The sequence below is a fragment of the Bifidobacterium sp. LH_491 genome (assembly GCF_056356495.1).
In genome coordinates, this window is the sequence record NZ_JBKEUI010000001.1 from 792,644 (window position 1) to 809,670 (window position 17,027).

Below are 17,027 nucleotides of genomic sequence, written 5' to 3' on the forward strand. Positions count from 1 at the left end.
GTTGTGATGGGTGGCAGACATGGGGCAGGCGGGGCTCCTCGCAGGGTCGGACGGCATGGGGCGATCGGTGCCGGGCGGGCGCGTCATACGCCGGTCAGGCTGGTCGCGTCCCTGGCGTGTGGAGGTTTCGCGTATTGGGTGTACGCGCGTGTGGCGTGGGCGTATCTCCTGTCGATGACGCGTGGGGCGTTGGAGTCCGATCCGGTTTTGGGGGTCGGGATGGCCGTGGCGGTCGTGTCGGTTGCCGTGGCGGTGTGCTATTGGGATCTGGGGGTGTTCGGTTCGGGGGTTCCGAAGTCGGCGGGCGATGCGCAGGCGGTGGTGTACTGCGTGCTGCTGGCCGGGGCCGTGATGGGCAAGAGCGTGGGGGTGCGTGGCGTGAACTGGGATGTCGCGGCGATCGTGGACGAGCTCGTGCCGCTTTCCCCGACGCTGGTTCTGAACGTGCTGCTTTTCGTTCCGGTGGGCATGATGCTGACCGATGCGTTGAGGGAATCGCCGTGGGCCCATGTCGGGGTGGCGGCCGTGCTGCTGTCGGCGGAGGCGTTGCAGTATGCGCTGTCTCTCGGCGTGTGCGACGTCAACGACGTCCTGGTGAATTACTGCGGGGTGTTATGCGGCGTGGCGGCGGCATCGTGGCTGCGCGCGCATGTGTGCGTGCTTCGCTGCGACGGCGGCCGTTACGTGGTCCGCAGGGTGGTCCGGGCGTGATGCGGCGTCTTGTCGGTGTGCTCCGGCGTCGTGCGGTGTTGTGCCTGCCGTCGTGGCTGTGCGCGGCGTGGCTGGCCGGGGATTGGGCGTGGCGGTTCGGGGTCTGGTCGTGGCGGGCGGGGGCGCATGTCCTGCCGGACGTCCCGGTGGCGGCGATGACGGTCCTGCTTGTCGTTCTTCCCTGCGCCCCTGTCGCGGTGTCCCTGGCCGTCGTGGCGTGCGGGGGCCTTTTCGTGGCGTTGCCGGTTCCCGGGCCGGACGTGAACTGGCTGTCGTCCGTGCCGGTCTGTCTGGCGTTGGCGGTGCTCGGGCATCGATGGCGGTCGGCGTGGTCCGTGGCGGCGGCGCTCGTTCTCGGATGCCTGCCGGGGCTCCTGGGGGCCGTGTCGGGGTTCGGGCCGCTGTCCGAGGCCGCGTCTTCCGTGCAGGCGTGCGCGATGTGGTGGTGCGTCGGCGCGATGGCGGGCAGGGCCGTGGACGCCGAACGCGCCGGGGCGGTGCGGGACGAACGGTCCCGGCAGCGGGAGCATCGGCTGCGGATGCTGGGGCTGCTGCACGATTCGCTGGCCAACGACCTCGTCGGCGCGCTGCTGCGCTGCCGCGCCGTCGTCTCCCGCCGGGACGTCGACGTCACGGCGCTGGCGGGGATGCGCGAGGTCGGGGACATCCTGGAACGGAGCCTGACGCGGCTGCGGGAGGACGTCCTCGCTCCGGAGCGCGCCCTGCTTGACGGGGGCGCGGGCCCCGTCGGCGCTGGGCCGGAGGACTCCGCGGGCGATGGGGCCGTTCCGACGCCTGGCCCGTGCCTGTCGGCGACGGCGGCGGAGTTGGACCGATGGCTGGAATCGCGGGGGTGGAAGGGCCTGGTGCGTGTGAGCGGGGACCTCTCGGACGTCGACGCGGCGTCGGTGCGGCTGGCCGAGCGGTGCGTCCGGGAACTGGGCGTGAACATGCTGAAGCACGGCAGTCCCGGGGCGTTCGCGTTGGAGGTCGACGTCGACGGGGACCGCATACGCGTGTTCGCCTCCAATCCCGTTGCGCGCGGTCCCGCTGGCCGCGATGCCGTCGGGCGCGGCTCCGTTCCGGCGACGGACGGGCGCGGCGGCGCCTGCGGGCCATGCCCGGAGTCGGTCCTGTCGTCGGACTGCGGGCTGGCGCTGCTTCGTCGGGAGCTAGACCGGCGTGGCGGATCGCTGCGGTGGGCGGACGAGTCCGGGGAATGGACCGTGTACGCGGTCATACCATGCGTCGTATCGGCGAAGGGGGAGGGATGCTGAGGGAAGGACGGCCTGCCGGGCCGCGTCGTCGTGCGGAGCCCGACGGGTCGGGGATGGCCGCGCCGTCTCCTGTCACCGTTGGCATCGTCGACAACGACCCCGTGGTGGCGAGGGCTCTGGCCGCGATGTTCGACGATGCACCGACGCCGGTCCGTGTGCTGTGGAGCGTGTGTTCGGCCCGTGAGGCGCTGCTGTGCTGCGGATCGCCGGATATGGTGCCCGATGTGCTGCTGGCCGACGTGTCGATGCCCGGGATGGGAGGGGTCGAACTGGCCCGGCGTGTGCGTGAGGGGCATCCGGGCGTCCGCGTCGTGGCGGTGACCGCGTTCGGGGCCGACGCCGTCGGGGCCGTTCCGCGGGATTCGGGTGTGTCGGCGGTGCTACGCAAGGAGGCCACGCTTCAGGAGTACGTCAGGGCCGTCGCCGCGGCCGCGGGGCGTGACGATCTGTCCGGCTGGAGGGAACGGTCGTGGTCGTTCGTGCGCATGATGCTGACCGAGACCGAGGTGGCGGTGCTGCGGGAGTATCTGCGGGGCCGTACCACGGCGGCCACGGCGCGTCTGCTGCACATGTCCGAGGGGACGGTGAAGACCCATATGAACCATGCCTATAGGAAGATGGGCGTGCACAACCGGGCCGAGGCCATCCGTGTCTGCGTGCGCGAACGCATCCTGTGACGGCGTCGGACTCCCCGTTCCCACGACCCGGACGGCGCCGTTTCCCGCATGACGTTGCCGGGCGCGGACCGAATACCGCAACGGCAGGGGCGTTCCGACGGGCCGGCAGGGGGCAATCGTCGGGTTTCCCGTAGAACCGACGTTGTGTTTGTTCAATAGAAGTTAGGCCGATGCGGCGTAACCATTCAGTCCGAAAAAGCGGTAGGAATTAGTCCGTTTCACCGAAACGGCGAGATGAAGGGCACCGGTCCGCCATAACCCTGCTATTTTCCCGAGTTGAAACACACCCGGCCCGCGCGGGGCCACTCGGGAAAGGAAAGGAATGACGAAACCGATGTCGATACAACAACGTATCAGGATTCTCGACGCCCAGGGCGTGTCATGGCGCGAAATCGCCAGACGGCTTGGCGTGTCGAGGGATACCGTCAGGAAATACGCGACCATGGAGGACCGCTCCCCGAAGCCCGCGGTCAGGAAGGGACGGCTTTCCCTGATCGACGCGCGTTCGGACACCGTCGATTCGTGGCTGGCCGCGGACAGGCTCATGCCCCGCAAGCAGCGCCACACGGCCAGGCGCGTGTACGCCAGGCTCGTGGAGGAGGAGGGGTTCCATGGCTCGTACTCGTCGGTGCGGCGCTACGTGAAGAAGTGGCGGGAGGAGCATCGTCCCGATGGCGACGGGTACCTCGAGCTCGACTGGCACGGCGGGGTCATGCAGGTCGATTTCGGCGAGGCCGTCGCCACGATCGGCGGCAGCGACTCCAGGATCCACTGCCTGGTCGCCACGTTCCCGCATTCGAACATGCGGTACGTGGCCGCGATGCCGGGCGAGAACGCGGAATGCGTGTGCGAGGGCCTGGCCCAGATCTTCGACCACATCGGCATGGCCCCCGCGTGCTGGTGCTCGACAACGCCACGGGCGCGGGCCACCGCGTCGCATGGAACAAGGTCACCGTGGTCCGCGTGTTCGCCATGTTCTGCAACCCCTACTCCGGGAACGAGAAGGGCTCGGTCGAGAACGCGGTCGGCTTCCTGCGGCGCAACCTCATGGTCCCCAAGCCCAACGCGGAGAGCCACAGGCAGCTGACGAGGCACCTGCTGTCGAGGTGCGACGCGGTCGCGGAGACGGGCCACTACCGTTCCGGCAGGCCGATACGCGAGCTGTTCGACGAGGAGCGGGACGAGTTGCAGCCGTTGCCGCGCGTGCGTTTCGACGCGGTCGAATGGGTCGAGCGCAAGGCCGACAAGGAGGGCAACATCCAGATCGGCTCGGTCCGGTATCTCGCGGGTCCGTCGTGGCGCGGCTGGACCCTGCTCGCGGGACTGCGCGCGTTCGAGGTGGAGATCCGCACCACCGACGGCAGGCACGTGAACACCCTTCCCCGCTCCTACGGCAGCGGCGGGACGACGGTCAGGAACCCCGCCACGCTGCTGCCCGCGCTGGACAGGAAACCGAATGTGTGGGCCGAGTCGCCGCTGCGCGGCGAGCTTCCCGGCGAACTCGTGCCGCGTTTCGACGCGTTGGACCCCCAAGCGAGACGGCGAGAGCTGACGATGCTGCACAGGGCCAGCACGGCCAGCGGCTTCGGGAACGCGGTCCGGGCCATGGCCTTCATCGTGGAGGGCGGCAGGGGCCCCGACGAGGCCAGTCTGCTCGCGCTGGACAGGCGGATCGCGCAGGGAGATCCGCCCGACGTGGACGACGGGGCCGGCAGACTCACCGTCTACGACAGGTTCAACAACCCCGGAGGGAAAGGAGATGAATCGTGACGAAGCCATCGCGTTCCACGGCCGATACCAGAAGCAGACGCGCGTCAACGGGCAGGAGGATGGACGAGATCATGGAGCTCGCCAGGAGCCTGCCGCTGACCAGGAGGGTGCTCGCGGACAGTCTGGAGTCCGCGACCCCGGTCCAGATGGAGTTCATGCTCTCGTGGATGAACGCGGAGCTGGCATCGAGGGAGCGGTCGAAACGCGCCAGGCTGCTCAAACAGGCGGGTCTTCCGTCGGTCAAGGAACTCGACGGCTACGACTGGACGCCGGTCCGCTTCCCGGTCGATTACGGACGTGAGGCGTTGGAATCATTGGATTTCGTCGCCGGTAACGAGGACGTGGTGCTGTTCGGCCCGCCCGGGACCGGCAAGACGCATCTCGCGGTCGCGCTGGCCCGCAAGGCGTGCATCGACGGTATCCCGGCGAGGTTCTTCACCGCGGCCGGACTGGTCATGCGTCTCCTGCGCGCGTCGGCCGAAGGCCGGCTCGACAGGGAGCTCGCGCTGATATCCAAGGCGCGGCTCCTCGTGATCGAAGAGCTCGGCTACGTGCCGGTCGACGAGGAGGGATCCAGGCTCCTGTTCCAGGTCGTGACCAACGCTTACGAGCGGCAGAGCGTGATCTACACCGCGAACATCGAGTTCAGTGGCTGGGGACGCGTGTTCGGCGATCCGGACATGGCCACCGCGATCGTGGACAGGACCGTGCACCACGGCAGGATGATCAGGTTCGAGGGAGAGTCGTACAGGCGAACCCACGCCCTGATGGGATAGAAGAAGAAACAATGGCGGCGGGCTTTTCGCTCAATTGGACCAGAACCCGCCGCTTTTTCGGACTGAATCGACACGCCATTCTGGACTGCTTCAATTTGACAAAACACAAAAGTAGCCTTTGCCGCTCGACCGCTATTCATCCTACACGACCGGTGGTGGCGCTGTGCGTCGCCGGAGTGGTCTGCCAGCGTCTGATCGACGTTGCGTTCGTTGCGCTGTTGATCGCGGCGCTGAGCTGTCTGCGGAGGTGACGTTTCTGGTGGATGGGGTGCGTCGCTGCGGCGCGTCCCGCCGTTCTTCTTCATCGTCTCATGGCATCCGGGGCACGAAGGAATCCTCATACCGTTCAGACAACCACCAAACCCTCGAAAACCCTTGTCTCACAAGGCCTGGAAGACGATTTCAGACACACATTTTGGCCTATAGCCCCACTTTGAATACTCCTTATTTAATTAAAACCAATGTTGTATGTAGGCAATTAGCCCCAGAATTGCTCCCACTGATGCCCCGATGGCAGTAAACAAATTACCGCTCTTTCGCATAGCTAAATCATCATCAAGGCTTTTTGGTGGAGCATCAGATTCAGTCTGAATGACATCTTTGTCAGACATTTTGCTTCTCCGCTTTCTCTCTCTACAAGTGGATATAAAGTGTATAATTTATGTTACCCTCAGTAAACTCGCATATCAAGTTTTACGTGTCATGATGGCTTTTTACTAATCGGAGAGACCTGTCTGGCGTATAATAATGGGAATGCAGACTCTTACACGCTGTAAGGTCATATGCTTAGTCGCACTGACTTCTTTTCAGCGCAATCCGCGCGCTGGTGCTGTATGCAGTCTAACACGTCAGAATCGGTGATCGGCTCGTGATCTTCGTCTACGTAGTATTGAAGAGTGACCCGCGAACCTCAGATTTCTTGGATATGAATATATGGGGGAGCGGTTCAGAGGGTGCGGAGGTGTTTTTTGAAGGTATATAGAAATAAACAAGAACTCAAGACTGAAATCAATAAGGCGTTTGAGGAGTATATTTCAGAATTCGATAATATTTCCAGAACACTTAAAGGATAGGGTTATAGGCTAAAATGTGTGTCTGCGGTGGGGCTGGTCGATGGCGTCCGGGTATCTGGGCTGGGTGTGGAATTCGTTCCAGTCGATGCCGGTGCCGTACCGGTTGGGAATGCCGAACGTCTCGTACGTGTCCTGCCGGCGGAGGTCCTGCCGTTCTTCTTCATCGTCTCATGGTATCCGGGGCACGAAGGAATCCTCATACCGTTCAGACAACCACATGCAAACGCCTCTCGCGCCTACTGCCGCAACGCTTCGGGACCCGTTCCGGACACACATTTTGGCCTATAACCCGCTTTCTCGGATATGAGAAGTGAAGGTCATTGTGCATGTCGGGTTGGTGTTTGGATTCCGTGAGGTCGGTGGTATGGCGAATCTGGTGAACTTCGAGGATTGCCCGCGCTGACGCGCTAGCAGACGGTCGTCGACGGGCTGTGCGACCGTGTCTGCAATTCACTGTTCTTTCTGATCGACTCTCTGAAGGATCGGGCGAATCGACCCGGCGGCGACAGCATTTGTATTCGGATGATACATATTAAGATGTCATTTATTATCATGTATGCCTATAGGGGGTGTCTTATGGCGAAGGTTATCGCGACGGTCGACGAGGATATAAAGGCCGAGGTGGCGGCCCTGTACGAATCGATGGGTATGAGTCTTTCGACCGCAATCAACGTGTTCCTGCGCCAGTCGGTCAACGAGCATGCGATGCCGTTCCGCCCGTTGTCCGGCGACGGGCGGGAGTGAATCAGCTTCCGTCATGCGTGTTCGCACGGGTTTGTATACGGCGAAGGAGGCCGGCGATGCGGTATGTGACGGGTATGCATGCGTTGAACCTGGGCGATAGGTCGTTCACTCCGGGCGATTGGCATTTCAGCGCGATGGATTGGGCGCATCCCATGTGGCTGGACACGGATACGTCGCCGTTTGGCATGTTCGATATTGCGATGCATGAGGTTCCCGGCCTGGGCATGGCGCCGTTGGCGGGGCATGTGCGCGCGTGCCTGGATCTGGTCGAGCAGGGTTTGTTCGGCAGCGCCCAGGGCATGCGTGAGCATTTCCTCGACAATCCGCTTACCGATGGGCCGGTCATGAGCCATGTCATGCTGCTGTACGGGCGTCCGGACTGGCCGGATATCGACCGGTTCATGGGGCGTGAATACCGTTGCGATTGGCTGGACTACCGGGCCTCTCGCAAAGATGCGTGCGAGGAAGCGTGCGAAAATGTTCAAGAGGGGTTGGCGTCGATGGTTTGGACGGTGAATCGTCGTGCGCATGGCGAGGCCGTTCGCGCCGTGCTTCGTGGCATCAATTCGGCTTCGGACAATCCGTTCATTCTCAAAGGCGGTACTGCGCTCATGGAATGCTACGGACTCGACCGATTCTGTGAGGACATTGATGTGGATGCGGCTCGGGCGAACGTCTCGTCTTCGCGGTTCTTCGGCGCGATCGAATCGGTCTGCACGAAAGAGGGATATGCCTGGCGCAAGGCGAAGGCTACGGCTGCGGTATGTCGGGCGTTCATCGATTATGGCGATGGTGAACGTCCCTTGAAGGTCGAACTGTCGTTGCGGCGTCCGATTGTGGAGGCGGAGAGGACTTCCGTCGTCGACGGCATCCTGGCCTATACCATCAGTGAACTATGCAAGCAGGCGTGCGCCGCGCTCATGTCGCGCGATGGGGTGTGCGATCTGTTCGATGTTGCGTTCATCGCCGAACGTTACTACGGCGAGCTTTCCCATGATGCAAAAGACATGTTGCGTATGGCCTTTGCCTACAAGGATCATGGCTGGTTTGAGCACCTCGTGCGTACGCAACCAGCCCCGTCGATCGATCCTCAGCTGTTGAAGGTTCGGTTTGCTGCCGCCCTCGGTCGCGTCGGGCTGCCGGTCGGTGCGTGGCTGGGGTGACTTGCGTGTGGGTGTTCATCGGTTTTTGAAGTAGCGCAAGAGCCGGTTCTCGCGGGTGGCTAGCGTGGTCAGGGGCCCTGGGTACGCCCACGTGCAGGGTGTCGGCGGGTTCAAGGGGACGTCGCAGGGTGGAAGAGTCTGCGATGCCTGTGCGTCACAACCGCGTGTGACAGACCGTGAGGGGTGTAGTTCATATGTAGACATAATGTCAATGTTGTGCAGTGCGGATGAAACGTTTTGTGTTTTAGTCTTTAGTTTTTAGTCTTTAGTCTTATGAAAAAGTCTGGGCAAAACATCATCCAGTTTTCTGCTAGACACCATGCAAACGAGCAGGCTTGCGTAAGGTTGCTAAGCGCTTGAGGATTGTCGCGGCTTCGTTGGTTTTGAGCGTGAAGGTGAGTATTGATGGGGCGCTCGGTGTGTGGACCAGAGTATGATCCGTGCCTGTTTTGCATAGTCTTCGGTGTGTTAGAATTCTGCAATATGTGAAGGAATACCGTAGGGGTAAGTGTTCTGCGGATGTGGCAGGGGGACTGATGGGTGGTTCGTTGTGGCGTATCGCGAACTATAGGACGTGGTTTGTTTCCGATACCGCGGAGGCACTTGCAAAAAGTATGAGGGCTTTTGCGATTCCTTTGGTCGCTTTCGAGATATCGGGTTCGGAGAGCGTGGCCGGGGTGCTTACGGCGGTGGAATCCACGCTTGTCATGCTGCTTACCCCGATAGGCGGCGGGCTCGTCGATTTGCTGGACAGAAGAAAGATGATGTATTCGCTTGGGTTCGCGGGGTGCGCGCTGTCTTTGGTGACGGCTTTGTCGTTGTGGGTTCGGCCGAGCGTCGCGGCACTGAGCGTGCTGGTTATCTTGTTCGGTGTGTGCACGGGTTTGCTTGGGGGCTCTAATGATGCGATGCTCAAGTCGTTGATCCCGGAGCGGTTGTTCGCGGGCGCCCAGGCGGTTCGGGAAAGCCGCGAGGCGGCGTTGGATCTTTCAGGCGGATTGGTCAGTGGCGTGCTGTACGGATTGTCGGGGGCCGCGCTGTTCGTGGCGTCTTCGTTCTCGTATGTGGTGAGTGCGTTCGCGGCGATTCCGATCCATGTGGCCCGTCCGGACAGTGGCGGGCGGCCGCAGGGCGGCGACGGGTCTTGCCCGGGCGTGGTGTCGACGTTCGTGCGGCATGTGTGGCAGGGGTGGTGTTGGTGTTCCCGCAGGCCGATTTTTCTGTCCGCGATGCTGGTCGGGGCGTTGGTGAACGTATCGTTCGTGATGTTGCTGACGGGTTCGCGGATAATGTTGGCGGCCGCGGGGACCAGTTCTGTGCTGATTGGTTTGATCAATACGGGCATGGGTGTGAGTGCGTTCGTGGGTTCCGTTGTCGCGGTTCGGCTGGTCGAGCGGGTACGTACGGGGTTGCTGATTGTGGTGTGTCTGGCGTTTACGACGGTGTGTTGCGTGCCGTTGCTGTTGCGCAGCTCATTTCCGTATCTGCTGGTGGCCATTTCCCTGACGGGGTTGCCGGTGCCTGCGCTGAACGCCGCGCTGTATGGTTTCTTGTTTGGCAAGACTCCGGACGACATGCAGGGGAGGGCTTCGGCGGTGTTCGAGACGTCCGTTGGTCTCGCGAGCGCGGTCACACCGGCGTTTGTCGGGCCGTTGCTGCAATGTGACAATGGTTTTGTGCTCGTTGTTCTGGTGACGGTGTTGTTCTCGGGATTGAGCGTTGTGGTCGCGTTGTGTTCCAGAATCAAAGACATTCCCGGTGTCGCTATGTGGGATACCGTCACGCTCTAGGTCGCGGTTTGCTGCGGTTTGTGGTGCGTGTGGGTGTTCATCGGTTTTTGAAGTAGCGCAAGAGCCGGTTCTCGCGGGTGGCTAGCGTGGTCAGGACGGCCGCGGCGATGGTGCCGGCCATGAGCGTGGTGGGCGTGCGCAGGGCGTCCGCGAGCATCGCGGCGGGGTCCGATTGGCTGAGTCGCAGGCTTGCGGCGGTCAGCAGCGCGCACGTGGCGATCCATGCGGGAACGGTCCAGGCGATGGTTTCGGCCGCGGTCTGCAGGGCGAGGGCGGTCCTGGGCACGCCCACGTGCAGGGCGGCGGCGTGTCCGAGGCGGCGTCGCAGGGTGGCGGCGGTTCCGAGCGCCGCTCCGAGCGCGAGCGCGACGAGGGGCATGTGCCGTGTGGTCCTGTCGTGGTATTCGCGGTTGGGGTCGTAGCGTGAGTCGTACGTGCCGTTGATGGACGCGACGGCGGTTTTCTCCGGGTCGGCGTCGGCTGCCAGGGCGGCGCGCAGGAGCGTTTCGGTGTCGTCGGAGGCGGGCCAGCGCCGGGCCCAGCATTCCTGGAAGGTTCCGGTGTCGGCGGGGATGACGGCGGCGTAGGCGAGCCGGGTGTCGCGTCCGTCGTTGGGCCATTGGTAGGTGCCGGCCACGCGTACGGGGCCGTCGTCCGTGTCGAGGGTGTCGCCCGGGGAGACGGCGAGGTCGGCCGCGAGGTCGGCGCTGAGCCATGCGCCGTTGGTGTCGGGCCGGGCGTCGCGCGTTTGCGAGGCGAGCAGGGCGAGGAAGCCGGGGGTGGCCTCGTACGCGTCGACGGAGTGTCCGGGCGTGACGGCCGGGGTGAGCGGGTCGGCGGGGCGCAGGGCTCCGGACTGGTCGGGCCCGTTGCCCGGGTCGGACAGGGCGTCGCAGGCGGCCGGGTCGATGCGGTCGGCGGCGATCGCGGTGATGTCCGCGCCGGCCCGGATGCGCTGGGCGGCCTCGCGTTCGATGGCCAGGGTGTCCGCGGTCGCGTATCCGGCGAGCAGGGTCGCGGCGGCGACGAACGCCAGCGCGAGCATGGCGGCGCGCGCGGCCCCGGACGCGAGGTTTCGCGACGCTTCGGAGAGTATCGCCGATGGTCTCATGGCGTCGCCTCCCGTGCGATGGCGGACCCGTCCGGCGTGTCCGGCGGGTCGGGTGTGTTTGCCGCGCCGGGCGTGTCGGTGGCGTCGGGCGTGCCTGGCATGTCGGGCGCGTCCGGGGCGTACAGGGCCAGGTCGATGGTCGCGTCGCACGCGTCGCGCGTGTCGGGGTCGTGGGTGGCGACCACGACGATCATGCCCTGTCCGGCGAGGTTGCGCAGGGTGCGGTTGACGGTGTGCGCGGTGCGGGTGTCGAGCTGCGCGGTCGGCTCGTCCACGAGCAGCAGGTCGGGACGCGAGCAGATCGCGCGCGCGAGCATGAGCCGCTGGGCCTCGCCGCCGGACAGGTCGCGGAAGCGCCGGCCCGCCGCGCGCGCCAGGCCGAACAGGGCCATCGCGTCCAACGCGCGCGGTTCGGCCTGCCGGCGGGTCATGCCCTTGGCGAGCAGGGGCAGCGCGACGTGGTCGAGGGCGGTTCTCTCGGGCGTGCCGTAGGGATTCTGGAACACCCAGCCGGTGCGTTCGATCCCCTCGCGTTCGATCGTGCCGCGCCAGGGACGCTCCCAGCCCGCGAGGATGGACAGCAGCGTCGACTTGCCGCTGCCGCTGGGACCGCACACCGCGGTCGTGGTGCCCTCGCGCAGGTCGAGGTCGAGCCCGCGGAACAATACGTCGGTGCCCGCGAAACGGTGGTCGAGCCCGCTTGCCGCGAGCCTCATCGCCCGTCCGTCCCCGCGCACGGACCCTGCTCGAGCGCGCTTCCCGCCGCGGCCCGGGACATCTCGGGAGGATCGCCGCCGTCGGCCGGCCTGACCAGGCTCGCGCCCAGCGCGGAATCCACGATCGTCACGCGCAGCGCCTTGCCCCGTTCCCGCCCGTCGAGGGGCACCATGCACGCGCCGTCCCCGGCGCGCGCCAACGCGCCCACCGGCACGCGCAGCACGCGCGTGGGCTCTTTCAACGCCACGCTCGCGCCGATGCCCGCGGCCAGCGCGGCGGCGTCGAGCCGCCGGTACTCCTCCTCGCCGGCCACGGCCGCGAGGAACCGGGCATCGTCGACCTCGACCGTCCCGGCGGGCAGGTCCACGCTGTGCGACAGGACCGTCAGGACGCGGTCCCGGTCGGACGCCTGGCCGCCCTTGATCGACAGGGACGCCAGCCGGCCCGCGGCGACCCCGACCTGGGCGCCCGCCGACACCGGCGTGCCGGTGAGCGCGCTCCACTCGCCGGCGACGGTCTCGGCCGAGGGGATCCACAGCACGTCCGCCATGCGGAACCCCGACGGCGCTTCGGCCCCGTTGTCGCGCATCAGACGGGACCACGCGGCCTGGGTGCGCGCGCTGTACGCGTCGCTGTCCGGATCCGCGTCGTATCCCAGACGGGCCAGCTCGCCGTTCAACGCCAGCGCGTCCGCGCCCCGGTCGCCCACGGCCAGATCGCGGTACGGAGGCGTCTGCGTGGCCAACGCGACGACCGGGGCGGCGTCGACCGCGTACGCGCGCCGGCCCGAACGCAGCGTGCCGTCGGCCCACACGGCCGTGACGGTGCCGGTCGCGTTGCCCGTCAACGGCACGCTCGCGGACACGGACGGCACCACCGTGACCTGCCGCGCCCCGTCATACTCCTCCACCGACACCGGCGCGCTGGTCGACGCCTCCGCCCGCGCCAACAGGTCCGGAGCCCGGTCCGGCATCCACAACGCGCACGCGCCGGCCGTCAGGCACGCGCCCAACACCACCGCCAACGCGCCCCACTGCCACGCGGCCGACACGCCCGCGCGCCGCACGCGCGGCAACTTGTCCCCGGGATCGTTCGTCGATTCGTCCATGACGGTTCCTTCCTGGAACCGGGCGGGCCCCGTCGCCCTCCCGCTGCCACACATCGTAACATCCGCAACCCAAGCGGCCGTGTTGACTCGCCGAGCTATGTGGAGGAATCACCTTCCGCCGAACAGATCATCGTGGCTGCCCGTGCGCATGAATACGGCGACGTCATCCTTGCGAATCCAGATGGCAAGCCAGTCTGCCGCATTGCCGACGTGACATTCCATTACGCCGGAGAGGTTGCCGGTAAGCATATGCGCGCGGTGGCGGCGACGTAGCACGGCTTTGGAATCTTCGGTATCTTCCAATACCAGTCGTATGACTTCCTTGAGTTCGGTAACGTTCGCGTGGCGTCTGGTGAGCCGTTTGATATCTCGCTCAAAGGCCTTCGTATATTCCGCCCGCAGCATCAGATTCCCAGTGAATCGAACATTTCATCGGCCGAACCGAATCGCGCGGTTCCCGCGCTGGCAATCCGTTGTGCCTCGTCCAACGCTTCGGTGGTTTCGGTGGGCAGGGATGGATATGACAATGCCAGGGGGATTCTCCGCTCGCGCACGATTTGACGGTAAAAGGCTCGCGTCACGCTGGACAGGTCGAATCCCAGATCTTCGGCGATCGAGGATGCCTTGCGTTTTGTGTCTTCGTCCACCCGGACAGTGACCGATGTCATCGTCATTACCAACCACTCCTCGTCTTCGGTATAAAGATTGCCGAACATTGGCATGCATGTGTATGATCATTGTAACACCATTGAACGCTGATGTATTGCGTCTAGCCGGTGATGGCAGGCGGTTGGTATCTGAAGGGTCGCTATGCGTGACGTGCGACTCGCCGGGCCGTGCCGAATCCCGTCCGCGGGCGTGCTTGTGGGATACGATGAACGGGTACGGTTCCGCCGCGACGGGCGGCGGCCTCAAGGACGAGGCGGAGGAGCGTCATGACGGGAAACGCCAACCATACGCATACGCGCGCGCATGCAGTCGAGGCCGCCTTGCGCGCGGCCGCAAGGATCGTGGCCGGCATGGCCGCGTTGGCGCTCGTGTGCCAGGCGGGCGCGTGCGGCGGGCGGTCCTCGATGGACGACGACCCTACCGCGGACGGCACCAGGATCGCGTCCTCCATGCAGGACTACGCCGACCAGCTGCTGCGCGAGTACAAGGGCAAGATCGCGCCCGAACAGCGCGCCGTCCTGCGCAAGGCCGGACAGACCGGCAGCATCAGCGCCGGACAGTACAAGGCCGCGTGGGACGCGTACCGGACATGCCTGACCGACGCGGGCATCACCCCGCACCCCACCAAGACCCTGTCCAACGGCCTCATCCAGGAGGAGGCCGTCGTCGAAGGCGAGGCGAACGACAACGAGGCGAACGACGACGTGACGTTCACCGCGTGCAGCGAACGCTACCGGGACCCGATCGAGAAGTTCTACGAGGCGCAGGTCGGCAACCCGAACCTGTACGCCGACCACAGCACCGGCGCGGTCGACTGCCTCAAGCGCGCCGGCCTGGTGCCCAAGTCGTACACCGTGCGGGACTACCAGAACGACCAGCAGGCCGAGATGCACCACGAGCCCGGCGAAAAGCCCGACACCGCGTACGATTCGGACGACCCGGCCGTCATCGCCTGCAGGGCCGCCAACGGCGTCGTCTCCCTCGACCTCGACGGCCTGAACGTCGGATAGCCGCGCATCCTCGTTGATGCCCCACGACACGCTATGCATAATTATGCATAGTTATGTATAAAATAGATGCCGTATGACATATCAGGCGCGGCGGCGACGTCGCGGTGAGAAAGTGTGGTGTCGTGGCGAAATATACAGTGGCGGTGGCGGGGGCTACCGGATATGCGGGCGGGGAGATGCTGCGTATCCTGGCGACGCATCCCGACTGTGAGGTGACGTGCGTGACGGGCCATGCCTCCGTGGGGGAATCGACGGCGCGACATATGCCGCACATCCCTCAGTTGGCTGACATGGTGGTTCGTGATACGACGCCGCAGGAGCTTAATGGTCACGATGTCGTGGTGCTGGCGTTGCCGCATGGAGCGTCGGGTGCGTTGGCCGCGCAGCTTGATCCATCAGCCTTGGTCATCGATTTGGGGGCTGATCATCGTTTGGAAAACCGCGCCGATTGGGACGCATATTACGGTGGCGATTTTTATGAGCCGTGGACGTATGGCATGCCCGAACTGCTGACGTGCGCGGCGGATGGTTCGCTGCATCGTCAGCGCGAGGCGTTGCGTGGGGCGCATCGTATCGCAGGGCCTGGGTGCAACGTCACCGCGGTGACGTTGGCCATGCAGCCTGGCGTTGCCGCCGGGTTGGTGGAAACTGACGATATGGTGGCCGATGCCGTAGTGGGCTATTCAGGTGCGGGCAAGAGCTTGAAGCGCGCGAATCTGTTGGCCGCCGAAGCGATGGGTTCCGCCGTGGCGTATGGCGTGGGCGGCTCTCATCGCCATATTCCCGAAATGGTGCAGAATTTTGCCCATGCGGCTGGTGCCAATATATGCGACAACACGCTTGCGGTGAGTTTCACGCCGGTGCTGGCCCCGATGCCGCGCGGCATCATGGCGGTGGTCAGCGCTCGGATGACGAATCGGGCGAAAGGCATGAGCGATGCCGAGATTCGTCAGGTGTGGCTGGATACGTACGCCGGCGAGCGATTTATGGTGATGCAGCCCGAGGGCGTGCTGCCGGCGACGGGCAACGTGACTGGCAGCAACGCGGCGCACCTGCAGGTGGTGGCCGATCGCAAGGCGGGCCGCCTGTTGGCGTTTGCGGCTATTGACAACCTTAACCGTGGTACGGCTGGTCAGGCGGTCCAGTCGATGAACATCGCGTTGGGATTGCCGGAAGATCAAGGATTGACGACGATTGGAGTGGCACCGTGAGTGTAACGTTTGCTCAAGGATTCGTAGCGGCCGGCGTGCGTGCCGGCATTTCCGCGACGCCGGATAAGAAGGACGTCGCGTTGGTGGTGAATCAGGGACCGGCGCGTGCGGCTGCGGGTGTGTTTACCGCAAATCGTTTCTGCGCGGCCCCGGTGCAGTGGACTCGCAAGGCGGTGGCCGATGGTCGACTGGCGGCGGTGGTGCTCAATTCCGGAGGCGCGAACGCATGTACCGGCCGAGCGGGGTATGAGCAGTCGGAGCGCACCGCGCAGCAGGTGGCCGAGCTGTTGGGTTGCCCGTGCGACGAGATAGGCGTGTGCTCCACTGGCCTGATCGGCGAGCTGCTGCCGTTGGAGCGGGTGTTGGCTGGCGTGCAGAACGCCTATGCGGCGTTGTCCGCCGAACCGCAGGCGGGTGTGGATGCATCGTTGGCGATTATGACGACGGATACCAAGCCCAAGACGGTATGTCTGGAAGGTGAGGGCTACCGCATCGGAGGCATGGTGAAGGGTTCGGGCATGATTGCCCCGCAGTTGGCGACCATGCTTTGCGTGATTACTACGGATGCGGTGGTTTCCGCGGGGCAGCTGCAGGCCGCGTTGTCGCGCGGGGTGGAGATGTCGTTCAATCGCATTGATGTGGATGGCTGCATGTCCACCAACGATACGGTGCTGTTGTTGGCGTCGGGGGCTTCCGGTGTGGAGCCGGATGCCGAGCAGTTCGCGCAGTTGGTGCAGCGTGCGTGCGCCGATTTGGCACGGCAGATTATCGGTGACGGCGAGGGCGCGAGCCATGACGTGCGCATTGAGGTGCGTTCGGCGTCCAGTGAGGACGCGGCGTTGGCATGCGGTCGGGCGATTGCGGCTTCGAATCTGCTCAAATGCGCCATTAGCGGCAACGATCCGAATTGGGGTCGTATCGTCAGCTCGCTGGGTACGGTGCCCGCCTCGGTGGCGCCGTTTGAGCCGAACGAAGTGGATATGAGCGTCAACGGCGTGATGATCTGCCGCGGGGGCGGCACCGGCGTTGACCGCAGTGAGGTGGATATGACGCCGCGGGAAGTGTCCATTGTGGTTGATTTGCATGCCGGCGAGGCGCAGGCGACGGTATGGACCGATGACCTGACGCACGAATACGTGCATATCAACGCGGATTACGAATCGTGACCGTCTGCGCGTTGCGGGCGGCGACTGGGCTCGGATGGTAGTGAAAGAAGGAAC

The 17,027-nt window shown here is 64.7% G+C and carries 17 protein-coding genes and 1 pseudogene; 12 read left to right on the forward strand and 6 right to left on the reverse strand.

The window, feature by feature from the left end; all coding sequences use genetic code 11:
* Positions 1–174: 174 nt before the first annotated feature.
* The 6 genes and pseudogenes from AC1AWK_RS02820 to AC1AWK_RS02845 all read left to right on the forward strand — a co-directional run bounded on the left by AC1AWK_RS02820 (position 175) and on the right by AC1AWK_RS02845 (position 5,462).
* Positions 175–711 (forward strand): VanZ family protein, encoded by a 537-nt coding sequence (locus tag AC1AWK_RS02820; RefSeq protein ID WP_476567948.1) that lies wholly within the window; start codon positions 175–177, stop codon positions 709–711.
* Positions 708–1,988 carry a sensor histidine kinase gene (locus AC1AWK_RS02825; RefSeq protein ID WP_476567950.1) on the forward strand — a complete coding sequence of 427 codons (1,281 nt, stop codon included), beginning with the start codon at positions 708–710 and terminating at the stop codon, positions 1,986–1,988. The genes AC1AWK_RS02820 and AC1AWK_RS02825 overlap by 4 nt, the downstream gene beginning before the upstream one ends.
* Positions 1,982–2,665: a response regulator transcription factor gene (locus tag AC1AWK_RS02830; protein WP_476567951.1), complete on the forward strand. Its 684-nt coding sequence runs from the start codon at positions 1,982–1,984 to the stop codon at positions 2,663–2,665. Before AC1AWK_RS02825 ends, AC1AWK_RS02830 begins: the two co-directional genes overlap by 7 nt.
* Positions 2,666–2,987: 322 nt before the next feature.
* Positions 2,988–4,435, forward strand: a pseudogene (gene istA, locus AC1AWK_RS02835) (IS21 family transposase).
* Positions 4,436–4,494: 59 nt separating this feature from the next.
* Positions 4,495–5,211, forward strand: a complete 717-nt coding sequence (gene istB / locus AC1AWK_RS02840; protein ID WP_476567953.1) for an IS21-like element helper ATPase IstB — start codon at positions 4,495–4,497, stop codon at positions 5,209–5,211.
* A gap of 11 nt (positions 5,212–5,222) precedes the next feature.
* Entirely contained in the window at positions 5,223–5,462 is a 240-nt protein-coding gene (locus AC1AWK_RS02845) for a hypothetical protein (RefSeq protein ID WP_476567955.1), read from the forward strand.
* A gap of 201 nt (positions 5,463–5,663) precedes the next feature.
* Here the strand turns inward: AC1AWK_RS02845 and AC1AWK_RS02850 are convergent, their stop codons facing one another.
* Complete coding sequence (locus AC1AWK_RS02850) at positions 5,664–5,822, reverse strand: hypothetical protein (protein WP_476567956.1); 159 nt, start codon at positions 5,820–5,822, stop codon at positions 5,664–5,666.
* Between the two features lie 1,038 nt (positions 5,823–6,860).
* Here AC1AWK_RS02850 and AC1AWK_RS02855 point away from each other — a divergent pair.
* From AC1AWK_RS02855 to AC1AWK_RS02865, 3 genes are all read left to right on the forward strand, one after another.
* The gene (locus AC1AWK_RS02855; RefSeq protein ID WP_476567958.1) at positions 6,861–7,028 is read left to right on the forward strand and encodes a type II toxin-antitoxin system RelB/DinJ family antitoxin; all 168 of its coding nucleotides are present in this window, start codon (positions 6,861–6,863) and stop codon (positions 7,026–7,028) included.
* Between the two features lie 56 nt (positions 7,029–7,084).
* A complete protein-coding gene (locus tag AC1AWK_RS02860) occupies positions 7,085–8,191 on the forward strand; it encodes a nucleotidyl transferase AbiEii/AbiGii toxin family protein (protein WP_476567959.1) in 1,107 nt (368 codons plus the stop codon).
* Between the two features lie 536 nt (positions 8,192–8,727).
* On the forward strand, positions 8,728–9,981 hold the full coding sequence (locus tag AC1AWK_RS02865; RefSeq protein WP_476567961.1) for an MFS transporter: 1,254 nt from the start codon (positions 8,728–8,730) through the stop codon (positions 9,979–9,981).
* A gap of 37 nt (positions 9,982–10,018) precedes the next feature.
* Here AC1AWK_RS02865 and AC1AWK_RS02870 read toward each other — a convergent pair whose 3' ends face one another.
* From AC1AWK_RS02870 to AC1AWK_RS02890, 5 genes are all read right to left on the reverse strand, one after another.
* On the reverse strand, positions 10,019–11,092 hold the full coding sequence (locus AC1AWK_RS02870; RefSeq protein ID WP_476567963.1) for a hypothetical protein: 1,074 nt from the start codon (positions 11,090–11,092) through the stop codon (positions 10,019–10,021).
* The gene (locus AC1AWK_RS02875; protein WP_476567965.1) at positions 11,089–11,808 is read right to left on the reverse strand and encodes an ABC transporter ATP-binding protein; all 720 of its coding nucleotides are present in this window, start codon (positions 11,806–11,808) and stop codon (positions 11,089–11,091) included. Before AC1AWK_RS02875 ends, AC1AWK_RS02870 begins: the two co-directional genes overlap by 4 nt.
* Positions 11,805–12,917: a hypothetical protein gene (locus AC1AWK_RS02880; protein ID WP_476567967.1), complete on the reverse strand. Its 1,113-nt coding sequence runs from the start codon at positions 12,915–12,917 to the stop codon at positions 11,805–11,807. Before AC1AWK_RS02880 ends, AC1AWK_RS02875 begins: the two co-directional genes overlap by 4 nt.
* A 108-nt stretch (positions 12,918–13,025) precedes the next feature.
* Positions 13,026–13,322 carry a type II toxin-antitoxin system RelE/ParE family toxin gene (locus AC1AWK_RS02885; RefSeq protein ID WP_476567969.1) on the reverse strand — a complete coding sequence of 99 codons (297 nt, stop codon included), beginning with the start codon at positions 13,320–13,322 and terminating at the stop codon, positions 13,026–13,028.
* Complete coding sequence (locus tag AC1AWK_RS02890) at positions 13,322–13,591, reverse strand: type II toxin-antitoxin system RelB/DinJ family antitoxin (RefSeq protein WP_476567971.1); 270 nt, start codon at positions 13,589–13,591, stop codon at positions 13,322–13,324. Before AC1AWK_RS02890 ends, AC1AWK_RS02885 begins: the two co-directional genes overlap by 1 nt.
* 261 nt (positions 13,592–13,852) lie before the next feature.
* On the opposite strand from AC1AWK_RS02890, the gene AC1AWK_RS02895 reads away from it, so the two are divergent.
* From AC1AWK_RS02895 to argJ, 3 genes are all read left to right on the forward strand, one after another.
* Entirely contained in the window at positions 13,853–14,596 is a 744-nt protein-coding gene (locus AC1AWK_RS02895) for a hypothetical protein (RefSeq protein WP_476569710.1), read from the forward strand.
* A 122-nt stretch (positions 14,597–14,718) separates the two neighbouring features.
* Entirely contained in the window at positions 14,719–15,807 is a 1,089-nt protein-coding gene (argC, locus tag AC1AWK_RS02900; RefSeq protein WP_476567973.1) for an N-acetyl-gamma-glutamyl-phosphate reductase, read from the forward strand.
* Entirely contained in the window at positions 15,804–16,973 is a 1,170-nt protein-coding gene (gene argJ, locus AC1AWK_RS02905) for a bifunctional glutamate N-acetyltransferase/amino-acid acetyltransferase ArgJ (protein WP_476567974.1), read from the forward strand. The genes argC and argJ overlap by 4 nt, the downstream gene beginning before the upstream one ends.
* Positions 16,974–17,027 lie beyond the last annotated feature (54 nt).